Below are 15,891 nucleotides of genomic sequence, written 5' to 3'. Positions count from 1 at the left end.
CTACGGGGTCCAGCCGGTCGACTTCGCCCAGGCGTCGGCGCGAGTGAAGGCGGCATCGACCCAGACCTGCTTCTCGTCGGTGTACTGCTCGACGGTCCCGTCGCCGGCGTGCTTCGCGGCCATGGCGTTCTTGACGGCCGCATAGGCGTCGCGTTCGTCGGGGTTCTGCCGGAGCCATTCCGGGAACAGCAGCGCGAGCCGCCAGGCCGGGGTCTCCTGCGAGCGGACGTGCAGGTTGACCGGGCGCCGGGGATCGCCGCCGAAGTGGAACCGCTTGGGCCAGGTGCCCTCTTCACCGTGCGCGTCGTCGTACCACTCCCCTTCCGCGCGCGGGAACCCCGCGTCGGAAAGTGCCTGGGCCAGCTCGTCGGCCTTGTCCAAAGTGGACACGGTCAGCTGCAGATCGAGGATGTCCTTGGCGGGCAGCCCCGGCACGGACGTCGAGCCGATGTGATCGATCCGCACGGCGTTGTCGCCCGCCACCACGCGGATCCGCGCGAGCGCCCGCTCGGCCTGCACGGGCCACGTCTCGTCGTACGGCGCGATCTTCGGCGACATCGGCGCCCGCGGCTTGCGGAGCCGCACATTCGCCTCGAACGGGGTCAGCCGGTCCGCCCACAGTGCGTCGACTTCGGCGAGCACGATGTCCGGCGCTCCGCTGTTGTCGAACCACACGTCGGCCACCGCCCGGCGCTGATCGGTCGTGGCCTGCGCCTTGATCCTGGCGCGCGCGTCCGGTTCGGCCATGCCCCGTGCCTCGACCAGGCGGCGGACCCGGACCTCCTCCGGCGCGTCGACCATGACGACGAGGTGGTACATCGGCGCCAGCCCGCCTTCGACCAGCAGCGGGATGTCGTGGACGATGATCGCGTCCGGCGCGGCGGCCGCCATCAGCTCGGCCGTCCTGGCGCCGACCCTCGGATGGACGATCGAGTTCAGCCGCTTGCGCGAGTCCTCGTCGGCGAACGCCTTCGCGGCGAGCGCGGGCCGATCGAGCGCACCGTCGGAGGCCAGGATGTCTTCCCCGAACGCCTCCACGAGTTCGGCGAGCCCCGGCGTCCCCGGTTCGACGACCTCCCTGGCGATCTTGTCGGAGTCGATGAGGACGGCGCCGTGCTCGGAAAGCCGGTTCGCCACCGTCGATTTTCCGGCGCCGATCCCGCCGGTCAGGCCCACACGCAGCATGTCGATCAGCCTAGATGAAGGTCCTCCCGGCGGCCGAGGTGCCGCAACATGCCCCGCAGCCTGCCGGCGATCTCGGCTTCGGCCACTTCCCCGCGCAGCAGCACGAATCCGATCGCCCCGGCGAACACGTCCTCGATCACGGCCGGATCGGTGCCCTCGGGGAACTCGCCCTTCCCGACCGCGTCCCTGGCGAGCTCGGCGAGACCGGACAACCGCGGCCGGAGGTACCGCTCGACGTAGGCGCCGACCAGGTTCGGATGATCCACCGACGCGCCGACGACCCTGGCCATCAACATCCGGAACCTGTTCTGGCTCAACAAGCGCGCGACCGTGACGACGAGTTCGCCGATCGACTCCGCGTTCGCGCCCTCGGGTGGACGCGCGTGCTCCAGTGCCGCCAGGAACAAGTCCTCCTTGGACTTCCACCGCCGGTACACGGTCATCTTCGCGACACCGGCCCGTTTGGCGATCGCCTCGATGCTGGCGCCGCCGAACCCGTCCTCGATCAGCAGATCCAGCGCGGCGTCCAAGATCGCCACGTCGTTGCCCGGATCACGGGGGCGCCCGCCTACCCTGTCCACCGCATGTCGTTCAGCCACGCGGCCATCTTGTCCGGTGCCGGAAGCCCGCGCCAAGCCAGGTGCCCGTCCGGCCTGACCAGCAGCACGTCGCGCGATCCCTTGCACACCAAGGTGCCGACCAGATCGGCACCGAGTTGCCCGGCGACCGCCTCGGTGTGCCGGGCCGCCTGTCCGGCGTCGCCTGCCACGACCGTCCAGCGCCCGGATATCGCCGCGTGCAACGTCGTCTCGACGCCGTCCGTCCGTCGGCACCTCAGGTCCGGCACCCGGTCCCCCGGCCGGGGTTTGCGGGCCCACCGGCTCGCGCCCGGCGCCAGCGGCCCGCCTCGGTAGGTGGTGTCCAACTGGGACGCGACCAGCCACAGCCGGCGCTGCACCGCGGTCGACCGGATCGCCGGCATCACCAGCCGGTCGCGCACCAGTCGTTTCCACGGCCGGTCGGGCAGCATGATGTCCACCGCGCCGCTGGTCGCGGCCAGCACCTTGCGGGCGAGGGGCCGCCGCTCGCCCTCGTAGGTGTCGATCAGTTCCTCCCCAGCCAGACCGCGAGCGACCAGGGTGAGCTTCCAGGCCAGGTTCTCCGCGTCCCCCAGACCGGTGTTCTGCCCCTGCCCGCCGGTCGGGCTCTGGATATGCGCCGCGTCGCCCGCGAGCAGAAGCCTGCCTTGCCGGTACCGGTCCGCGAGCCTGCGGTGGATGCGGAACTCAGAACTCCACCGCACCTCGGTGACGGTGTCCCGCGACAGCCCGCTCCGGCGGCAGAACTCGCTCAGCACCTCCTCGCCGATCTGGTCGGTCGAGAGCCCTTCCGGCAGGCCGGGAAGCGGCTCGGTGAACACCCGCCAGGCGTTGTCCGGCAACGCGGTCACCGACAACATCCTCCCGGTGTCCATCCAGGTGACGCTGCCGTCGTGGTCGAAGGGCCAGTTCGCGCGTACATCGGCCATCAGCAGCCGCTCGATCAGTTTTCGCCCGGAGAAGCCGATACCGGCGATCCGGCGGACCGCGCTGTGCGCGCCGTCACAGCCGATGAGCCACGAGGCTTCGATCTCGCGCTCGTCGGTGTCCACGACGACGGTCACCCCGTCCGCGCGCTGCCGGGCGCCGGTCACCTTGGTGCCCCATTCGACCTTGCCGCCCACCTCGGCGAGCCGCGCCCGCAACGCGCCTTCGACCTCGGCCTGGGAGATCAGCAACGTGGGTTTCGGCAGCATCGCGGCGGCCTTGCCGACCTGCAGTTTCAGCACTGTGCGCGGGCCGTCGTTGTAGTACATGTTGAGCAGCGACCGGGACCGGCTGCGCAGATCGCCCAGCGCGCCGATCCGTTCCAGCACTTCGACGCCACGGGGCTGCAGGCCGAGGGCGCGGGACGTGGTGACCGGCCCGGGGGCGGCGTCCACCAGCCGGACGTCGACGTCATGCATGAACAGATGAACGGCGAGCGCGAGGCCGGTCGGGCCCGCTCCCACGATGACAAGAGGTTCGCTCATGTTTGTAAACGATACCGTCTCGTTTACTAACCTGTCCACACTTCGCACAGGGTGACGAGAGAGGCACATCCGGCACAGAAGGGTGCAAAAGGCAAGTTGATAGTGACGCGAGACTCAACCTTTATGGGTGACACGCCGCGCGGTTACGCCGCATCAGGCGCCTGATTGCGTACCGTGCGCGGCGAAGGTCGCCCACACGGAGGAAAGATGGCAGACGGCAAGCACGTCGGAAGGCACCGGCTCGGTACGCCGGGCCTGGTGCACTGTGTCCTCCATCGTCCCGTGGCCGAGGCCCTCGCCGAATATCGGCGCACGTGGCTGAGCGCGCTCCTGGTCCCGGCCAAGCACAGCTTCGCCGGCCTCCGCCGCAAGGCCCGCGCCGCGGCGCTCGAACGCATCTGGGTGCCGGCCGTCCGGCCCGCCACTTCCTGACGTTTCTTCTCCCCCTACCGCATTCAGTCCTCTGGATGCGGTAGTTGCGCGTGCAAGGATCGCATCCAGAGGACGAAACGCGGGCAAAAGAAAGCGGCCCCGGTCCGTGTGGACCGGGGCCGCTGTCTGTCAGCTACTGGCTGAGCGCCTGGATCACGCGCCGCCCGACAGCTTCTCGCGGAGAGCCGCGAGCTGCTCGTCGCTGGCGAGCGTGCCACCGCTCTTGGCCTCGGCCGGAGCGGAGGTGTAGCTCTGCTCGCCCGAGTCGCCGGAGGTGACACCGGTCGCGGCGTCGGCCGCGGCTTCCGCGTCGGCCTCGGCGGCCTTGACGACCTGCTTCATGTGAGCCTCGTAGCGGGTGTGAGCCTCGGCGTACTGACGCTCCCACTCCTCACGCTGCTTGTCGAAGCCTTCCTGCCACTCCTGGGTGTCCGGGTCGAAGCCTTCGGGGTAGATGTAGTTGCCCTCGGCGTCGTACTCGGCGGCCATGCCGTACTGAGTCGGGTCGAACTCGGTCTCCGGCGTGACGCCCTCGTTCGCCTGCTTCAGCGACAGCGAGATGCGACGACGCTCGAGGTCGATGTCGATGACCTTGACCATCACGTCGCCGTTGACCTGGACGACCTGCTCCGGGATCTCCACGTGGCGCTCGGCCAGCTCGGAGATGTGCACCAGGCCCTCGATGCCCTCCTCGACGCGCACGAACGCACCGAACGGGACGAGCTTGGTGACCTTGCCCGGCACGATCTGGCCGATCGCGTGGGTGCGGGCGAACTGACGCCACGGGTCTTCCTGGGTCGCCTTCAGCGACAGCGAGACGCGCTCGCGGTCCATGTCGACGTCCAGAACCTCGACCGTGACCTCCTGGCCGACCTCGACGACCTCGGACGGGTGGTCGATGTGCTTCCAGGACAGCTCGGAGACGTGCACCAGGCCGTCGACGCCACCCAGGTCCACGAAGGCACCGAAGTTGACGATGGACGACACGACGCCCTTGCGGACCTGGCCCTTGGCGAGCGCGTTGAGGAACTCGCTGCGCACCTCGGACTGGGTCTGCTCCAGGTAGGCGCGGCGGGACAGGACCACGTTGTTGCGGTTCTTGTCCAGCTCGATGATCTTCGCCTCGAGCTCGCGGCCGACGTACGGCTGCAGGTCGCGCACGCGGCGCATCTCGACCAGCGACGCGGGCAGGAAGCCGCGGAGGCCGATGTCCAGGATGAGGCCGCCCTTGACGACCTCGATGACGGTGCCCTTGACGGGCTCGTCCTTCTCCTTGAGCTCCTCGATCGTGCCCCAGGCGCGCTCGTACTGCGCACGCTTCTTGGACAGGATCAGACGGCCTTCCTTGTCCTCCTTCTGGAGAACCAGGGCTTCGACCTCATCGCCGACGGTGACAACCTCAGCCGGGTCGACATCGTGCTTGATGGAGAGCTCGCGCGAGGGGATGACACCCTCGGTCTTGTAGCCGATGTCGAGCAGGACCTCGTCACGGTCGACCTTGACGATGGTTCCTTCGACGATGTCGCCATCGTTGAAGTACTTGATCGTCTTGTCGATCGCAGCGAGGAAGTCTTCCTCCGACCCGATGTCGTTGATAGCGACTTGCTGGGGCCCGGTGGGGGCGGTCGGGGCGGTGGCGGTGTCGGTCGTCATTAGGCGGGTTGCTCCGGTGGATGGGAAGTAGTGGGTTTGCAGTTAGGGCACCATGGGCTTCCGACATGAGGCGACCGCATAAGCAAACGTCCACAGGGAACGACCGCGAGCATCACCGCATCCGGTACGCGACCCCCTGACCCGGACGCTGAGCGAACCGGGGGAAAGAGTAGCGCGAACCCACTGCGCTAACAGATATCCTACGCGGCCCCCTGTACACGGCACAATCAGGGTCGCCCCCACGATCACGGCGGGCGGATAAGCTGTGCCGTGAAGCCCTGACCTGGGGAAAGGATATCGGTTTGAGCCAGCAGTCCGTCACCGAGCCCGATCGGCACGCACAGGCCGAGGAGCGGCTCGGCACCGCGGGGGTCGCCTACCGGGCGGTCTCGGCGCCGGAAGCGACCGCCGCGAACCTGGCGTGGTGGGACGCCGACGCCGACGACTATCAGGCGACCCACGGCGGGTTCCTCGGCGACGCGGACTTCGTCTGGTGCCCGGAAGGCGTCCGCGAGGCCGACGTCGCGCTTCTGGGTGAAGTCGACGGCAAGCGGATCCTCGAAGTCGGCTGCGGGCAGGCCGCCTGCTCGCGCTGGCTCGCCGCGCAGGGCGCCGAGGCGGTGGCGACCGATCTGTCGGCCGGCATGCTGCGGCACGCGCGGGAAGGCAACGAGCGGACCGGCACCCCCGTCCCACTCGTGCAGGCGACGGCCGAGTCGCTCCCGTTCGCCGACGCGAGTTTCGACGCGGCCTGTTCCGCCTTCGGCGCGGTGCCGTTCGTGGCGTCGGTGGACGTCGTCTTCGCCGAAGTGCGCCGGGTGCTCCGGCCGGGTGCCCGCTGGGTGTTCTCGGTGACCCATCCGATGCGCTGGATCTTCCCCGACGACCCCGGCCCGCAGGGCCTCACGGTCACCCAGCCGTATTTCGACCGCACGCCTTACGTCGAGGTCGACGAAGAGGGCGTCGCGACGTACGTCGAGTACCACCGCACCCTCGGCGACTACGTCCGCGCGCTCTCCGACGCCGGCTTCGCGCTCACTGATCTCATCGAGCCCGCTTGGCCGGAAGGGCACACCCGCACCTGGGGACAGTGGAGCCCGTTGCGCGGCAAGCTCTTCCCCGGCACCGCGATCTTCTGCACCCAACGGGGATGACCCCGGCGGCGGAACGACAGCGGGCGCGGTTCGCCGCGCTCGACCCGTTGCTTCCGCCGCCTCCCCCGCTCCCACCGGGCGATCCGCTCGAAGCAGGCGGCGCCAGCGGGACGATCACGCACGTGCGGTTCGCGGCGGGTTCCTGGCAACGGCTCTGGAGCCCCGCGCATCTGCAGATCCTCTCCGCCGTCCTCCCCCTCGACGCCGTCGCGGGCATGAGCGCGTTGCTTTCCGCCTGGCGCGAACGAATCGCGCTCGCCGACGCCGAACCGGATTCGTCGTGCACGGTCACCTGGCCCAGCCGTGACGTCGCGGTCTCACGGGCCCTGCTCGACCACGGGCTCGCGCCGCAACTGGCGCTGGCCGTCCGCGCACCCGCGGCGGGGGAAGCCCATTCCGTACCCGGCGTCACCATCCGCGCGTCGACGCGGGGCGATCTGGAGGAGATCGTCGGGCTTCGGTTCGAAGAACTTCGCTACACCTCGCTCGTCGGCCACGGTGTCGTCCGGCCCGGCGCCAAAGCCCTACTCGCCGAAGAGGTCCGGCGCGGCCTGCAGTTCGGCGGCCGGGTCTGGATCGCCGAGGAGGAAGGTCTCACGGTCGGGATGGTGACCGGCGGAAAGCGCTCCCCGATCCCCGGAGACGCGCTCGCCGGACGCTTGCCGCCGGGCGAATGGGGCTACGTCGGAACGCTCGCGGTCACCGCGGCCGCGCGGGGACGCGGGATCGGGCGCGCGCTGACCGCCGTCGTGCACGACGAGCTGTTCTCGCCGTCGCTGCGCGGTACCTTCGTCTCGTACAATCCGGCGAATCCGCTGTCCCCGGTGTTCTGGCACCGGCAGGGTTATCGTCCTCTGTGGACGACGTGGGCGGCCGCCCCGGCCGCGGCCCTTCGGTAGCGGATCCCGGCGCGGCCGACCCTGGGGACGGGATGGAAATCGAGAAGACCTTGTTCGACGCGCACCGCGCCCGGTTCGCGTCGATCGACGGGTTCCTGCCCGAGGCGGCACCGGCCCCGGTCGTCGGCGAACGCGTGGACGCGGCCACCGCGGCCGGCGTCCAGGTCACCGGAGTGGTGCAACGTCAGCTGCACGGTCCGGACGACGTCCCCCTGCTGTGGTCGGCCGCCGACGTGCGCCAGCTGTTCCCGTTCATCGGGGACACCGGCACCGAGGGCATGGACGTGCTCCTGCGCGCGTGGCGGACGTGGATGGACGCCGAATCCCCCGGCGAGGACTCGTCCTGCGTGGTCAACTGGCCGAGCCGCGACGCCGAGGCGATCCGCGCCTTCCTCGACCACGGACTGGTGCCGATGTCCGCGCTCGCGGTGCGCACGGGACGCCACCGGGACACCCCGGACGCCGAGGGTGTCGCCGTCCGCCGGGCCCGGCGCGACGACTTCGACACCGTGCTCGCGATGGCCGTGTCGACCCACGACTACATCGGCCAGGTCGCCACCCGGCACCGCCCGAATGCCGCGGAACTGCTCGCCCCCGCGCTGGAACGCGCGCTCGACAAGGATCTCCCGCTGCTGTGGCTGGCCGAACGGGACGCCCGCATCGCGGCGTTCGCACACGGCGCGTGGATCACCTCCTCACCCGGTTCGGCCGAAGCCGAACTGCTCCCCCACGGCCGCTGGGGCTACGTCAACAACGTCGTCACCCGGCCCGGCCTGCGCGGAAGCGGGCTCGGCCGCACACTGATGTCGGTGGTGCACAAGGAGTTCGCCGCCGACGGCGCGGACGGCACCTACCTCTACTACAACCCGACCAACCCGCTCTCCTCGGTGTTCTGGCACCGGCAGGGTTATCGTCCACTGTGGACGTCCTGGGAGGTCCATCCGGCGTCGGCCCTGCGATAGACGTCCGGTTTGCGGAGGTTTCGTCACTCTTGTGTGTGACGTGAGCCCCCCAAGGTTGTGCACCTCCCAGGTCAGGGCTAACTTTTGAACTGACCAGTCAGTTTAAAAGTTCCGCGAGTCACCGACCTGGGAGTTCTTCGTGCGGGTTCAAGCCGACAGGGTGTCCGTGACCGGACCCCACGGCACGTTGCTGTCGCCCACTTCGCTCACCGTTTCGGGTGGTGAGCTGGCGATAGTGCACGGCGAGCCAGGGGTCGGCGTCACCGCCTTCGGGCTGGCGCTGGCAGGCAGGCTGAAGCCCGCCACCGGGACGGTGACCGTCGAGGGCGGGGATCCGCACAAGGTCGTGGCGATCGTCGACTCCCCCGGCGTGAGCGAGCCGGACGGCGCGTTGTCACTGCAGGTCGTCGTCGGGGAGGAACTCGAACTCGCGAAGCGCCCGGCGAACAAGGCCGCCGTCGCGAGCTGGCTGGCCGAGCACGACGCCGCCGCCTTCGCCACCACCCGCTTCGAGAACATCGAACCCGTGATGCGCACCCGGCTGCTCACCGCGCTCGCCGCGAGCCGTGAGGGCGTCGGCGTCCTCGTGCTCGACACCCCGGACCGGCACACCAGCGACGTCGACAGCTGGGCGCGGCTCGCCCGCGAGCACGCCGAGCGCGGCCTCGCCGTCATCGTGCTGACCGCCACCACCCCGGTTTCGGCCCTGCCGGAGAAGCCCGCGCGCTGCGGTGCCCTCGAGCAGCCCGACCCTGTGCGCTGCGCGCCGGTCGAAACCGCTGAGATCGAAGAGACTTCAGGAGACCAGGAATGAATCCCGTCCGGATCGCCGCCAACGAGCTGCGCCGGCTGAGCAGTGGCACCCTGCCGAAGCTCGCCATGGCCGCGCTCGTCCTGGTGCCGCTGCTCTACGCGTCCTTCTACCTCTACGCGAACTACGACCCGTACTCGCGCCTGGACAAGCTGCCCGCCGCCGTCTTCACCTCCGACACCGGCGCGAAGGACTCGGCCGGCGTGGAACGCAACGTCGGCCGTGAGGTCACCGACGAACTGGTCAAATCCGGCACGTTCCAGTGGCACGAGGTATCCCAGGACGAGGCCGCGAAGGGCGTCCGCGACGACAAGTACTCGTTCGCGATCGGCATCCCGCGCGACTTCTCCACGGCGCTGCTGTCCTCGGGCAACTTCCAGCCCCAGCAGGCAACGATCACGCTGACCACCAACGACGCGAACAACTATCTGTCCGGCACCATCGCGAAACAGGTCGCCGAGCAGGTCCGCAAGACGATCGCGGAGAAGGTCGGCAGCGAGGCGGCGGACAAGTTCCTGGTCGGCTTCTCCACGATCTACGGCAAGATCCAGGAGGCTTCGACGGGTGCTTCGCAGCTCGCCGACGGCGCCGGCAAACTCAAGACCGGACAGCAGCAGCTGGCCGACGGCGCCAACCAGCTCGCGTCGGGCAGCTCCCAGCTGGCGACCGGCCTCGGCACCCTGAAATCCAGTACCGCCCAGCTCCCCGCGCAGACCCAGAAGCTCGCCGACGGCGCCGGTCAGGTCGCCGACGGGAACCAGAAGGTCGCCGACGCCGCCTCGCTCGCGGCGACGGCTTCCGGCGACATCCAGACCAAACTCGACGGTTACCGCACCCAGCTCGCGCAGGATCTGCGTGCCGCCGAAGTCCCCGAGGCGAAGGTGCAGGAGATCCTGAGCCGCCTCGACACCCTCCGGTCGCCGGTCGACCAGGCGAACACGAAGATCCAGGGCGCGAACAGCCAGCTGATCCAGCTCGCGTCCGGCGCCCGGCAGGTGTCCGACGGCGCGCACCAGCTGGCCTCGGCCACCCCTCAGCTCACCAGCGGCATCGCGCAGGCGGCCGACGCGTCGGCGCAGATCCGCGACGGCGCCGCGAAGCTGAACGACGGCGAGAAGACCGCGGTCAACGGCACGAACCAGCTCGCCGACGGCGCGGTGCAGCTGCGCGACGGGCTCGCGGCCGGCCTCAAGGAGATCCCGAACCCGGACGACCCCACCCGGGCGGCGACCGCCAACACCATCGCGGATCCGGTGGCGGTCAACTCGTCCGGCGTCGCCTCGGCCGGGACCTACGGCGCGGGTCTCGCCCCGTTCTTCATCTCGCTCGCGACCTGGATCGGCGCGTTCGTGCTGTTCCTGTTGCTGCGCCCGCTCTCGACCCGCGCGCTGACCGCCGGCGCGTCACCGTTCAAGGTCGCGCTCGGCGGCTGGCTGTCCTCGGCGCTGCTCGGGATCGCGCAGGTGATCGTGCTGTTCGGCGCGGTGACCTGGCTGGTGGGCATCGACGTCGCGCATCCGCTCGGCGCGATCGGGTTCGCGGTGCTGGTGTCGCTGACCTTCACGTCGGTGGTGCACGCGCTCAACGCGTTCTTCGGCGCCGTCGGGAAGTTCCTCGGCCTGGTGTTGCTGGTGCTCCAGCTGGTGAGCGCGGGCGGCACGTTCCCGTGGCAGACGATCCCGGACGCGTTGTACCCGTTGCACATCGTGCTGCCGATGGGTTACGCGATCGACGGATTCCGGCACCTGCTCTACAGTGGCGCCTCGATGGAGATCCTCGGTGACATCGGTGTCCTTGTCGCGTATCTCGTCGGCGGGATCCTGGTCTCGACACTGGCGGCGCGGAAACGGCGCACCTGGACGGTTTCGGCGCTGAAACCCGAGCTGGCGTTGTGAGTCCCCGGGGTGAGGCGACGAAGCAGAAGCTGTTCGAAGCGACGCTGCGGTTGTCCGCCAGCCGTGGCCTCGTGGGGCTGACGGTGGACGACATCGCGGCCGAGGCGAAGGTCGCGAAGGGCACCGTCTACTACAACTTCGGCAGCAAGGACGGTCTTGTCGACGCACTGCTGCGCTACGGCGTCGGCGTGCTCGCGGACCGGCTGCGCGCGGCGACCGGCGACGGCGACCCGATGGACGTCATCGAGTCGCAAGTGGACGGTGCGCTGGAGTTCATCGCCGAATACCCCGGTTTCTCGCAGATCCTGGTGAGCGAGATGTGGCGTACGCCCGGCACCTGGCACGAGACGCTGACGCTGCTGCGCGAGGAGATCATTTCGATCGTGCGCGAACAACTCCACCGGCTGGACGCCGCCGGGCGGCTGCCCGACGGCGTCCAGATCCAGACCGCCGCGGCGGGGCTGTTCGGCACGATGCTGGTGGTCGCGCTCGACTGGCAGGTCTTCCAGCCGAAACGGACCAGGGCCGATGTGCGGGAATCGGTGATGGTGCTGATCCGGGGCCTCGGGCGTTAATCCGGATCTCGCGTGATTGAACCCGGACTTCGCGTGATTGAAGGCGGATTTCGCGTGATTGAAGGCGGATCTCGCGTGACGGAGCGTGTTCCGGCTCCGATCACGCGAGTTCCGGCCCCGATCACGCGTCTTCCGTCTCCCGGACCCACTTCAGCTTGACCTCGAAGTTCCCCTCCAGTCCCGTTTTCGCGATGACGGCACCCGCTTGCGCGGTCAGCTTGACGCCGAACTTGAGTTCGACCTCGTCCGGTCCCCTGGTCATCGACCGGAACGTGTCCAGTGCCGCCGCGGCCGCGTCCTTGACGTTCGCGAGTGCCGCTTCGAAGGACCCCTTGGTGTCCTCGATCAGGTCGTCACGCCGGGAGACCCGGGCGGTGCCGGGGACCGGGTCGATCTCGACGATCACCGAACCACCGCCTTCGAGCGGGAATCGTGCCAGGTCGTTCACCGATACTCCTCACTGTCCACAGGGGATTTCGAACCATTCGCCCTGCTGGATGTTTTCCCGGACGTCGTCGAGTTGTTTCAGCAGGATTTCCAGCCGGTCCCGGTTGCTCAGGTATTCCAGGACGGCACGGTGGAACGCGCCGGTCATCGTCGCGGGCATCAGGTCCGAGGCGTCGAAGCACAGCGCGGACGCCGAAGTGATCGTGTCCGCGACCCTCCGGCTCACCTGATCCGGATAGACGTCGAGACCGAGCTTCCGGTTGGCGGAAAAGGCGTTCGCGCGCGGGATCGACGGCCAGATCCGCTGTGCCTTCTCCGAAGCGAGGAACTCCATCAGCTTGCGCGCCTGCGGGGTGTCCTGGAACATCCCGGCGAGGTCGGCCGCGACCTCGGAAACGTCGCGGCCGGGGAAGGAGAGGAAGTCGAAATCGGTGCCCGGCTTGGGAAAGGTCCCGTCGGGGCGTTTGAAGTTCTGGTAGCGGCTCATGATGAACGACGCCTGGTGTTCGAGCGCGCAGCCCGGCGGGTCGGTGAACATGGCCTTGCCCGCGTCGCCGAAATCGGTCAGCAGCGCGGCCGCGGTACCGCCGCGGATCGCGGTGGGTTCGAGCACGGAACCCCAGTCCAGCCAAGCCTGTTTGACCTCGGGTGAGGTCCACGGCAGCCCGCCGGACGCCCACTGCCGGTACTTCTCCGGCCCCGCCGAATGCAGCAGGATGTCTTCGATCCAGTCGGTTCCCGGCCAGCCCGAGGTGGGCGGCGCACCCATCCCGACACACCACGGCGTGCCGCCGGCCGCCGTCACCCCGGCGGAGTATTCGCGGAGCGCGGCGAACGTCGTCGGGCGGATCCCGGTCATCCGCGCCGGGTCGTACCAGATCAGGCTCTTGAGATCGGCCTTCACCGCGACCGCGTACAGCTTCTCGGTGCCGATTTTCTGCAGGGTGACCCACTGCGAGCTGAAAGACCGCGTCACGGCGGCGGAAAGGTCGTCGTCGAGCGGCAGCAGGTCGCCCGACTTCCGGTATTTCGCCAGCACCCCGGCGTTCGGCAGGACGGCCACGTCCGGCGGCGTGCCGCGCTGGACGTCCGAAGCGAGCACCTGATCGACGGCCCGGGTGCCTTCGTAGAGGTATCCGATCCCGGTGTCGGCCTTGAACGCGTCCAGCACCTGGCGGAAGGCCGTTTCCTCGCCGCCGGTCCAGGACGCGAGGACGACGACCGGTTCGTCCTCCGCCGACGCCGAACAGCCGCCCGCGACCAGTGACAGCGCCGTCAGCACGGCGATCAGGCGCTTCACGGGCGGTACCGGTATTCGTCGATCCGGGCGTGCAGCCCGAGCAGAACGAGCCCGCCCGCGAGCAGGGTGCCCGCCGGGATCAGGAACTCCCGTCCGCCGGATTCGGCCGCGGCGGAGGCGTCGGCCGCCACCGCCTTCGCGCCCGCCGTGGCCACCCGGGTGTTGTCCGTCGCCACCGTCGTGGACTGCCGTGCCCGCACGCGGAACTCGTCGACGGTCACCCCGCATCCCTGCCCCTCGTCGCAGTACCCGGTCAGCAGGTCGGCGAGCTGCCGCTGACCGGCGTCGTCGGCCGCCTTGATCTGCTGAGACCGCGCGGCGGCGACACCGTCGAGCCGCTCCCCGACCGAATCCAGCCTGTCGCGGCTGATCAGGGTGAGCACCAGGGCGACGCCGATGGCGGCGATCAGCACGGTCGCCGCGAGCAGCGGGAGGTTCGCCACCCGCCGGAAACGCTTCCGCAGGTACAGCTGGGTGAAGACCAGCAGCACCAGCAGGGCCAGCACCGGCAGCAGCCACAGCGGGAGCATCGCGAGGCTCATCCCGGTGTCCGACAGCTGCCGGTCCAGCGCCTCACGTTGCCTGCCCTGCAACAGTTCCAGCTCTTCCAGGACCCCGCCCGAAGCGTGCAGCAGCCGCGAGGCGTGCCAGAGATCGACCGCGCCCAGCACGGCGGCGTCCGGCTGGCGGAAGTGCACGTCGGCCTGTCCGATGGAGCCCGAGTAGGCCGCGACCTGGCTTTCGATCACCTGCAGCGCGTTGCCGCCCGCCTCACCCGCCTGGTTGAACTCCGCGACCCGCGCGAGGCTCTGGCTCGCCAGCGCCAACTGGTTCGCGTACTCCTGCCCCGGCCCGGCGAGTTTCGCCTCACCGGAGGCGAAACTCGCGATCGCGGCGGCGTCGGCGGCCACCAGCGCGGCCCGTGCGGCGGTCACTTCGAGCACCGCCTGCGCGGTGCGGTCGCGGACGGTCTCCGCCGTGTTCTGGACGTTCTGAAAAGCCCACAGCGAGACCACCAGTACCGCGAGGGTGAGCGCCAGCAACGCGGTGCGGAGCCGGACCAGCCGTACCCGGGTGGCCGTCACGAAACGACCTCGCCGAACGGTCTTCCACAGCCGACGCAGAAGTTCGCCCCGGCGGGTGAGAGCGCGGGGCAGGCCGGGCAGGCGACCGGTGTTCCGTCGGGCATCGGCCGATCTTCCTGCGGAAGGGCGATTTCCGAAACCCTCGACGGGATGACGACGTGCAACGCGTGGCTGCGGGTCGCGTCGGGGCGCAACCGCACCACGCCTTTCTCCGCGTCGACGATCTCCACGACCCCGGAGAGACGGCTGAGGGTCTCTTCGTCACCCGCCGCGGTGGCCAGGGCGACCGCGCGCCCCCAGCCCCGTTCGGCTCCGGCCCGGTCGCCCGCCGCGTAGGCGTCGCCGCCCGCGGTCAGCGCCTCGCCGAGATCGGCCTGCGCGGCGTACTTCGAGACCATCGGGTGAATCAGGGTCGGCGGGATCGGATCGCGTGTCCACCGCCCCGCGATGGCCAGCGCGTCCTCCTCGACCGCGGCTCCCGGCACCGGGACGAGTTCCGTCCACGCCAGCTGGCGGTCCTGACCGTGGCTGGGTTCGAGGTCCGGGTCGAGATCCAGGATCAGCTGGTAGTCGCGCGTCTCGTCGCTCGCGAACGAACCGAGCGACAGCTCCTGCTCGCGGACGCCGACCTCCCGGCACCGGTCGGTGAGGTCGTACTCGTCGGGGAACACCTGCTTGATCGACCGCAGCCTGCTGAACGGCATGGTGCCGATCCGCAGCCGCACCTCGGGCAGCACCTTCGTCATCGCGCTCTCGACCAGCTGCCGGAAATCGTCGGCCAGTTTGTCGTCCTCGACGACGGAATCGACGTTCCCGCGCAGGACCCTGCCGATCTGGGTGAGTTCGGCGGGCTCCCAGCCGTCGCCGATCCCCCTGGCGTCACAGACGAAGCGGCCTTCGCAGCTGTTCAGCACGGTCATCAGATCGGCCCTGGTCTGGGAATCGTTGCGGCCGTCGGTGAGGAGGATCGCGTGGCGGACGGCGTCGGGCACGCCGTCGAAGAGGTCGCGTGCCTTGGCCAGCCAGGCACCCATCGCGGTACCGCCGACGGCCGCGAGATGCTCGACGGCGGCACGCGCCTCCGCCCTGGTCCGGTCGGAAGCGGTCACCAGGCCGTCCTCGGCCGGGTAGATCATCTTCGCGCGGTCGGTTCCTTGGATGACGGCGAACCGCACGCCGTCGGGGAGGACGTCGATGGCCGCCGCGGCCGCGCGCCGGGCCTCGCCGATCTTGGTGCTGGGAAAGCGCATCGAACTGGAGCAGTCGATCATCAGGACCTCGGCGGCCGTCCTGGCGGCGGACGCTTCACCGCCGCGGGAGACGACCCGGACGATCGCGGTCATCGCCCGGTCCCCCTCGGCCAGGAACTTGTTCTGGTGCACTTCGAGGCCCAGACCCGGCTCCCCGCTCATCTCTCCCCTT

The 15,891-nt window shown here is 69.6% G+C and carries 15 protein-coding genes; 7 read left to right on the top strand and 8 right to left on the bottom strand.

Annotated features, from left to right (window positions below; translation table 11 throughout):
• The 3 genes from coaE to AB8M46_RS32170 are packed head-to-tail and all read right to left on the bottom strand — an operon-like array spanning position 1 to position 3,256.
• A complete protein-coding gene (gene coaE / locus AB8M46_RS32180) occupies positions 1–1,185 on the bottom strand; it encodes a dephospho-CoA kinase (RefSeq protein WP_394362662.1) in 1,185 nt (394 codons plus the stop codon).
• Between the two features lie 5 nt (positions 1,186–1,190).
• A complete protein-coding gene (locus AB8M46_RS32175) occupies positions 1,191–1,784 on the bottom strand; it encodes a TetR/AcrR family transcriptional regulator (protein WP_350593340.1) in 594 nt (197 codons plus the stop codon).
• Positions 1,754–3,256 (bottom strand): FAD-dependent monooxygenase, encoded by a 1,503-nt coding sequence (locus AB8M46_RS32170; protein WP_378423500.1) that lies wholly within the window; start codon positions 3,254–3,256, stop codon positions 1,754–1,756. Before AB8M46_RS32170 ends, AB8M46_RS32175 begins: the two co-directional genes overlap by 31 nt.
• A 207-nt stretch (positions 3,257–3,463) precedes the next feature.
• On the opposite strand from AB8M46_RS32170, the gene AB8M46_RS32165 reads away from it, so the two are divergent.
• Entirely contained in the window at positions 3,464–3,688 is a 225-nt protein-coding gene (locus AB8M46_RS32165; RefSeq protein ID WP_037345494.1) for a hypothetical protein, read from the top strand.
• 153 nt (positions 3,689–3,841) lie between these two features.
• Here the strand turns inward: AB8M46_RS32165 and rpsA are convergent, their stop codons facing one another.
• On the bottom strand, positions 3,842–5,341 hold the full coding sequence (gene rpsA / locus AB8M46_RS32160; RefSeq protein ID WP_037345493.1) for a 30S ribosomal protein S1: 1,500 nt from the start codon (positions 5,339–5,341) through the stop codon (positions 3,842–3,844).
• A 302-nt stretch (positions 5,342–5,643) separates the two neighbouring features.
• On the opposite strand from rpsA, the gene AB8M46_RS32155 reads away from it, so the two are divergent.
• The 6 genes from AB8M46_RS32155 to AB8M46_RS32130 all read left to right on the top strand — a co-directional run bounded on the left by AB8M46_RS32155 (position 5,644) and on the right by AB8M46_RS32130 (position 11,637).
• On the top strand, positions 5,644–6,495 hold the full coding sequence (locus AB8M46_RS32155) for a class I SAM-dependent methyltransferase (protein WP_394362661.1): 852 nt from the start codon (positions 5,644–5,646) through the stop codon (positions 6,493–6,495).
• On the top strand, positions 6,492–7,394 hold the full coding sequence (locus tag AB8M46_RS32150) for a GNAT family N-acetyltransferase (protein ID WP_394362659.1): 903 nt from the start codon (positions 6,492–6,494) through the stop codon (positions 7,392–7,394). The genes AB8M46_RS32155 and AB8M46_RS32150 overlap by 4 nt, the downstream gene beginning before the upstream one ends.
• A 32-nt stretch (positions 7,395–7,426) precedes the next feature.
• Positions 7,427–8,356, top strand: coding sequence for a GNAT family N-acetyltransferase (locus AB8M46_RS32145; protein WP_394362718.1), 930 nt, complete (start codon positions 7,427–7,429; stop codon positions 8,354–8,356).
• A gap of 139 nt (positions 8,357–8,495) precedes the next feature.
• Positions 8,496–9,170 carry an ABC transporter ATP-binding protein gene (locus tag AB8M46_RS32140; RefSeq protein ID WP_394362658.1) on the top strand — a complete coding sequence of 225 codons (675 nt, stop codon included), beginning with the start codon at positions 8,496–8,498 and terminating at the stop codon, positions 9,168–9,170.
• Positions 9,167–11,062 carry a YhgE/Pip domain-containing protein gene (locus tag AB8M46_RS32135; RefSeq protein WP_037345487.1) on the top strand — a complete coding sequence of 632 codons (1,896 nt, stop codon included), beginning with the start codon at positions 9,167–9,169 and terminating at the stop codon, positions 11,060–11,062. The genes AB8M46_RS32140 and AB8M46_RS32135 overlap by 4 nt, the downstream gene beginning before the upstream one ends.
• Positions 11,059–11,637 carry a TetR/AcrR family transcriptional regulator gene (locus tag AB8M46_RS32130; protein ID WP_037345486.1) on the top strand — a complete coding sequence of 193 codons (579 nt, stop codon included), beginning with the start codon at positions 11,059–11,061 and terminating at the stop codon, positions 11,635–11,637. The genes AB8M46_RS32135 and AB8M46_RS32130 overlap by 4 nt, the downstream gene beginning before the upstream one ends.
• Before the next feature lie 121 nt (positions 11,638–11,758).
• On the opposite strand, the gene AB8M46_RS32125 is transcribed toward AB8M46_RS32130, so the two are convergent.
• The 4 genes from AB8M46_RS32125 to AB8M46_RS32110 are packed head-to-tail and all read right to left on the bottom strand — an operon-like array spanning position 11,759 to position 15,881.
• A complete protein-coding gene (locus AB8M46_RS32125; RefSeq protein WP_394362657.1) occupies positions 11,759–12,085 on the bottom strand; it encodes a CU044_2847 family protein in 327 nt (108 codons plus the stop codon).
• Between the two features lie 9 nt (positions 12,086–12,094).
• Positions 12,095–13,384 carry an ABC transporter substrate-binding protein gene (locus AB8M46_RS32120; RefSeq protein WP_394362656.1) on the bottom strand — a complete coding sequence of 430 codons (1,290 nt, stop codon included), beginning with the start codon at positions 13,382–13,384 and terminating at the stop codon, positions 12,095–12,097.
• A complete protein-coding gene (locus tag AB8M46_RS32115) occupies positions 13,381–14,469 on the bottom strand; it encodes a hypothetical protein (protein WP_394362655.1) in 1,089 nt (362 codons plus the stop codon). Before AB8M46_RS32115 ends, AB8M46_RS32120 begins: the two co-directional genes overlap by 4 nt.
• Positions 14,466–15,881 (bottom strand): VWA domain-containing protein, encoded by a 1,416-nt coding sequence (locus AB8M46_RS32110; protein WP_394362654.1) that lies wholly within the window; start codon positions 15,879–15,881, stop codon positions 14,466–14,468. Before AB8M46_RS32110 ends, AB8M46_RS32115 begins: the two co-directional genes overlap by 4 nt.
• Between the last annotated feature and the right edge of the window lie 10 nt (positions 15,882–15,891).

This window comes from Amycolatopsis sp. SB7-3, assembly GCF_041021335.1.
GTDB classification, from domain to species: Bacteria; Actinomycetota; Actinomycetes; order Mycobacteriales; family Pseudonocardiaceae; genus Amycolatopsis; species Amycolatopsis japonica.
This window is presented reverse-complemented; position numbering and strand designations above follow the sequence as displayed.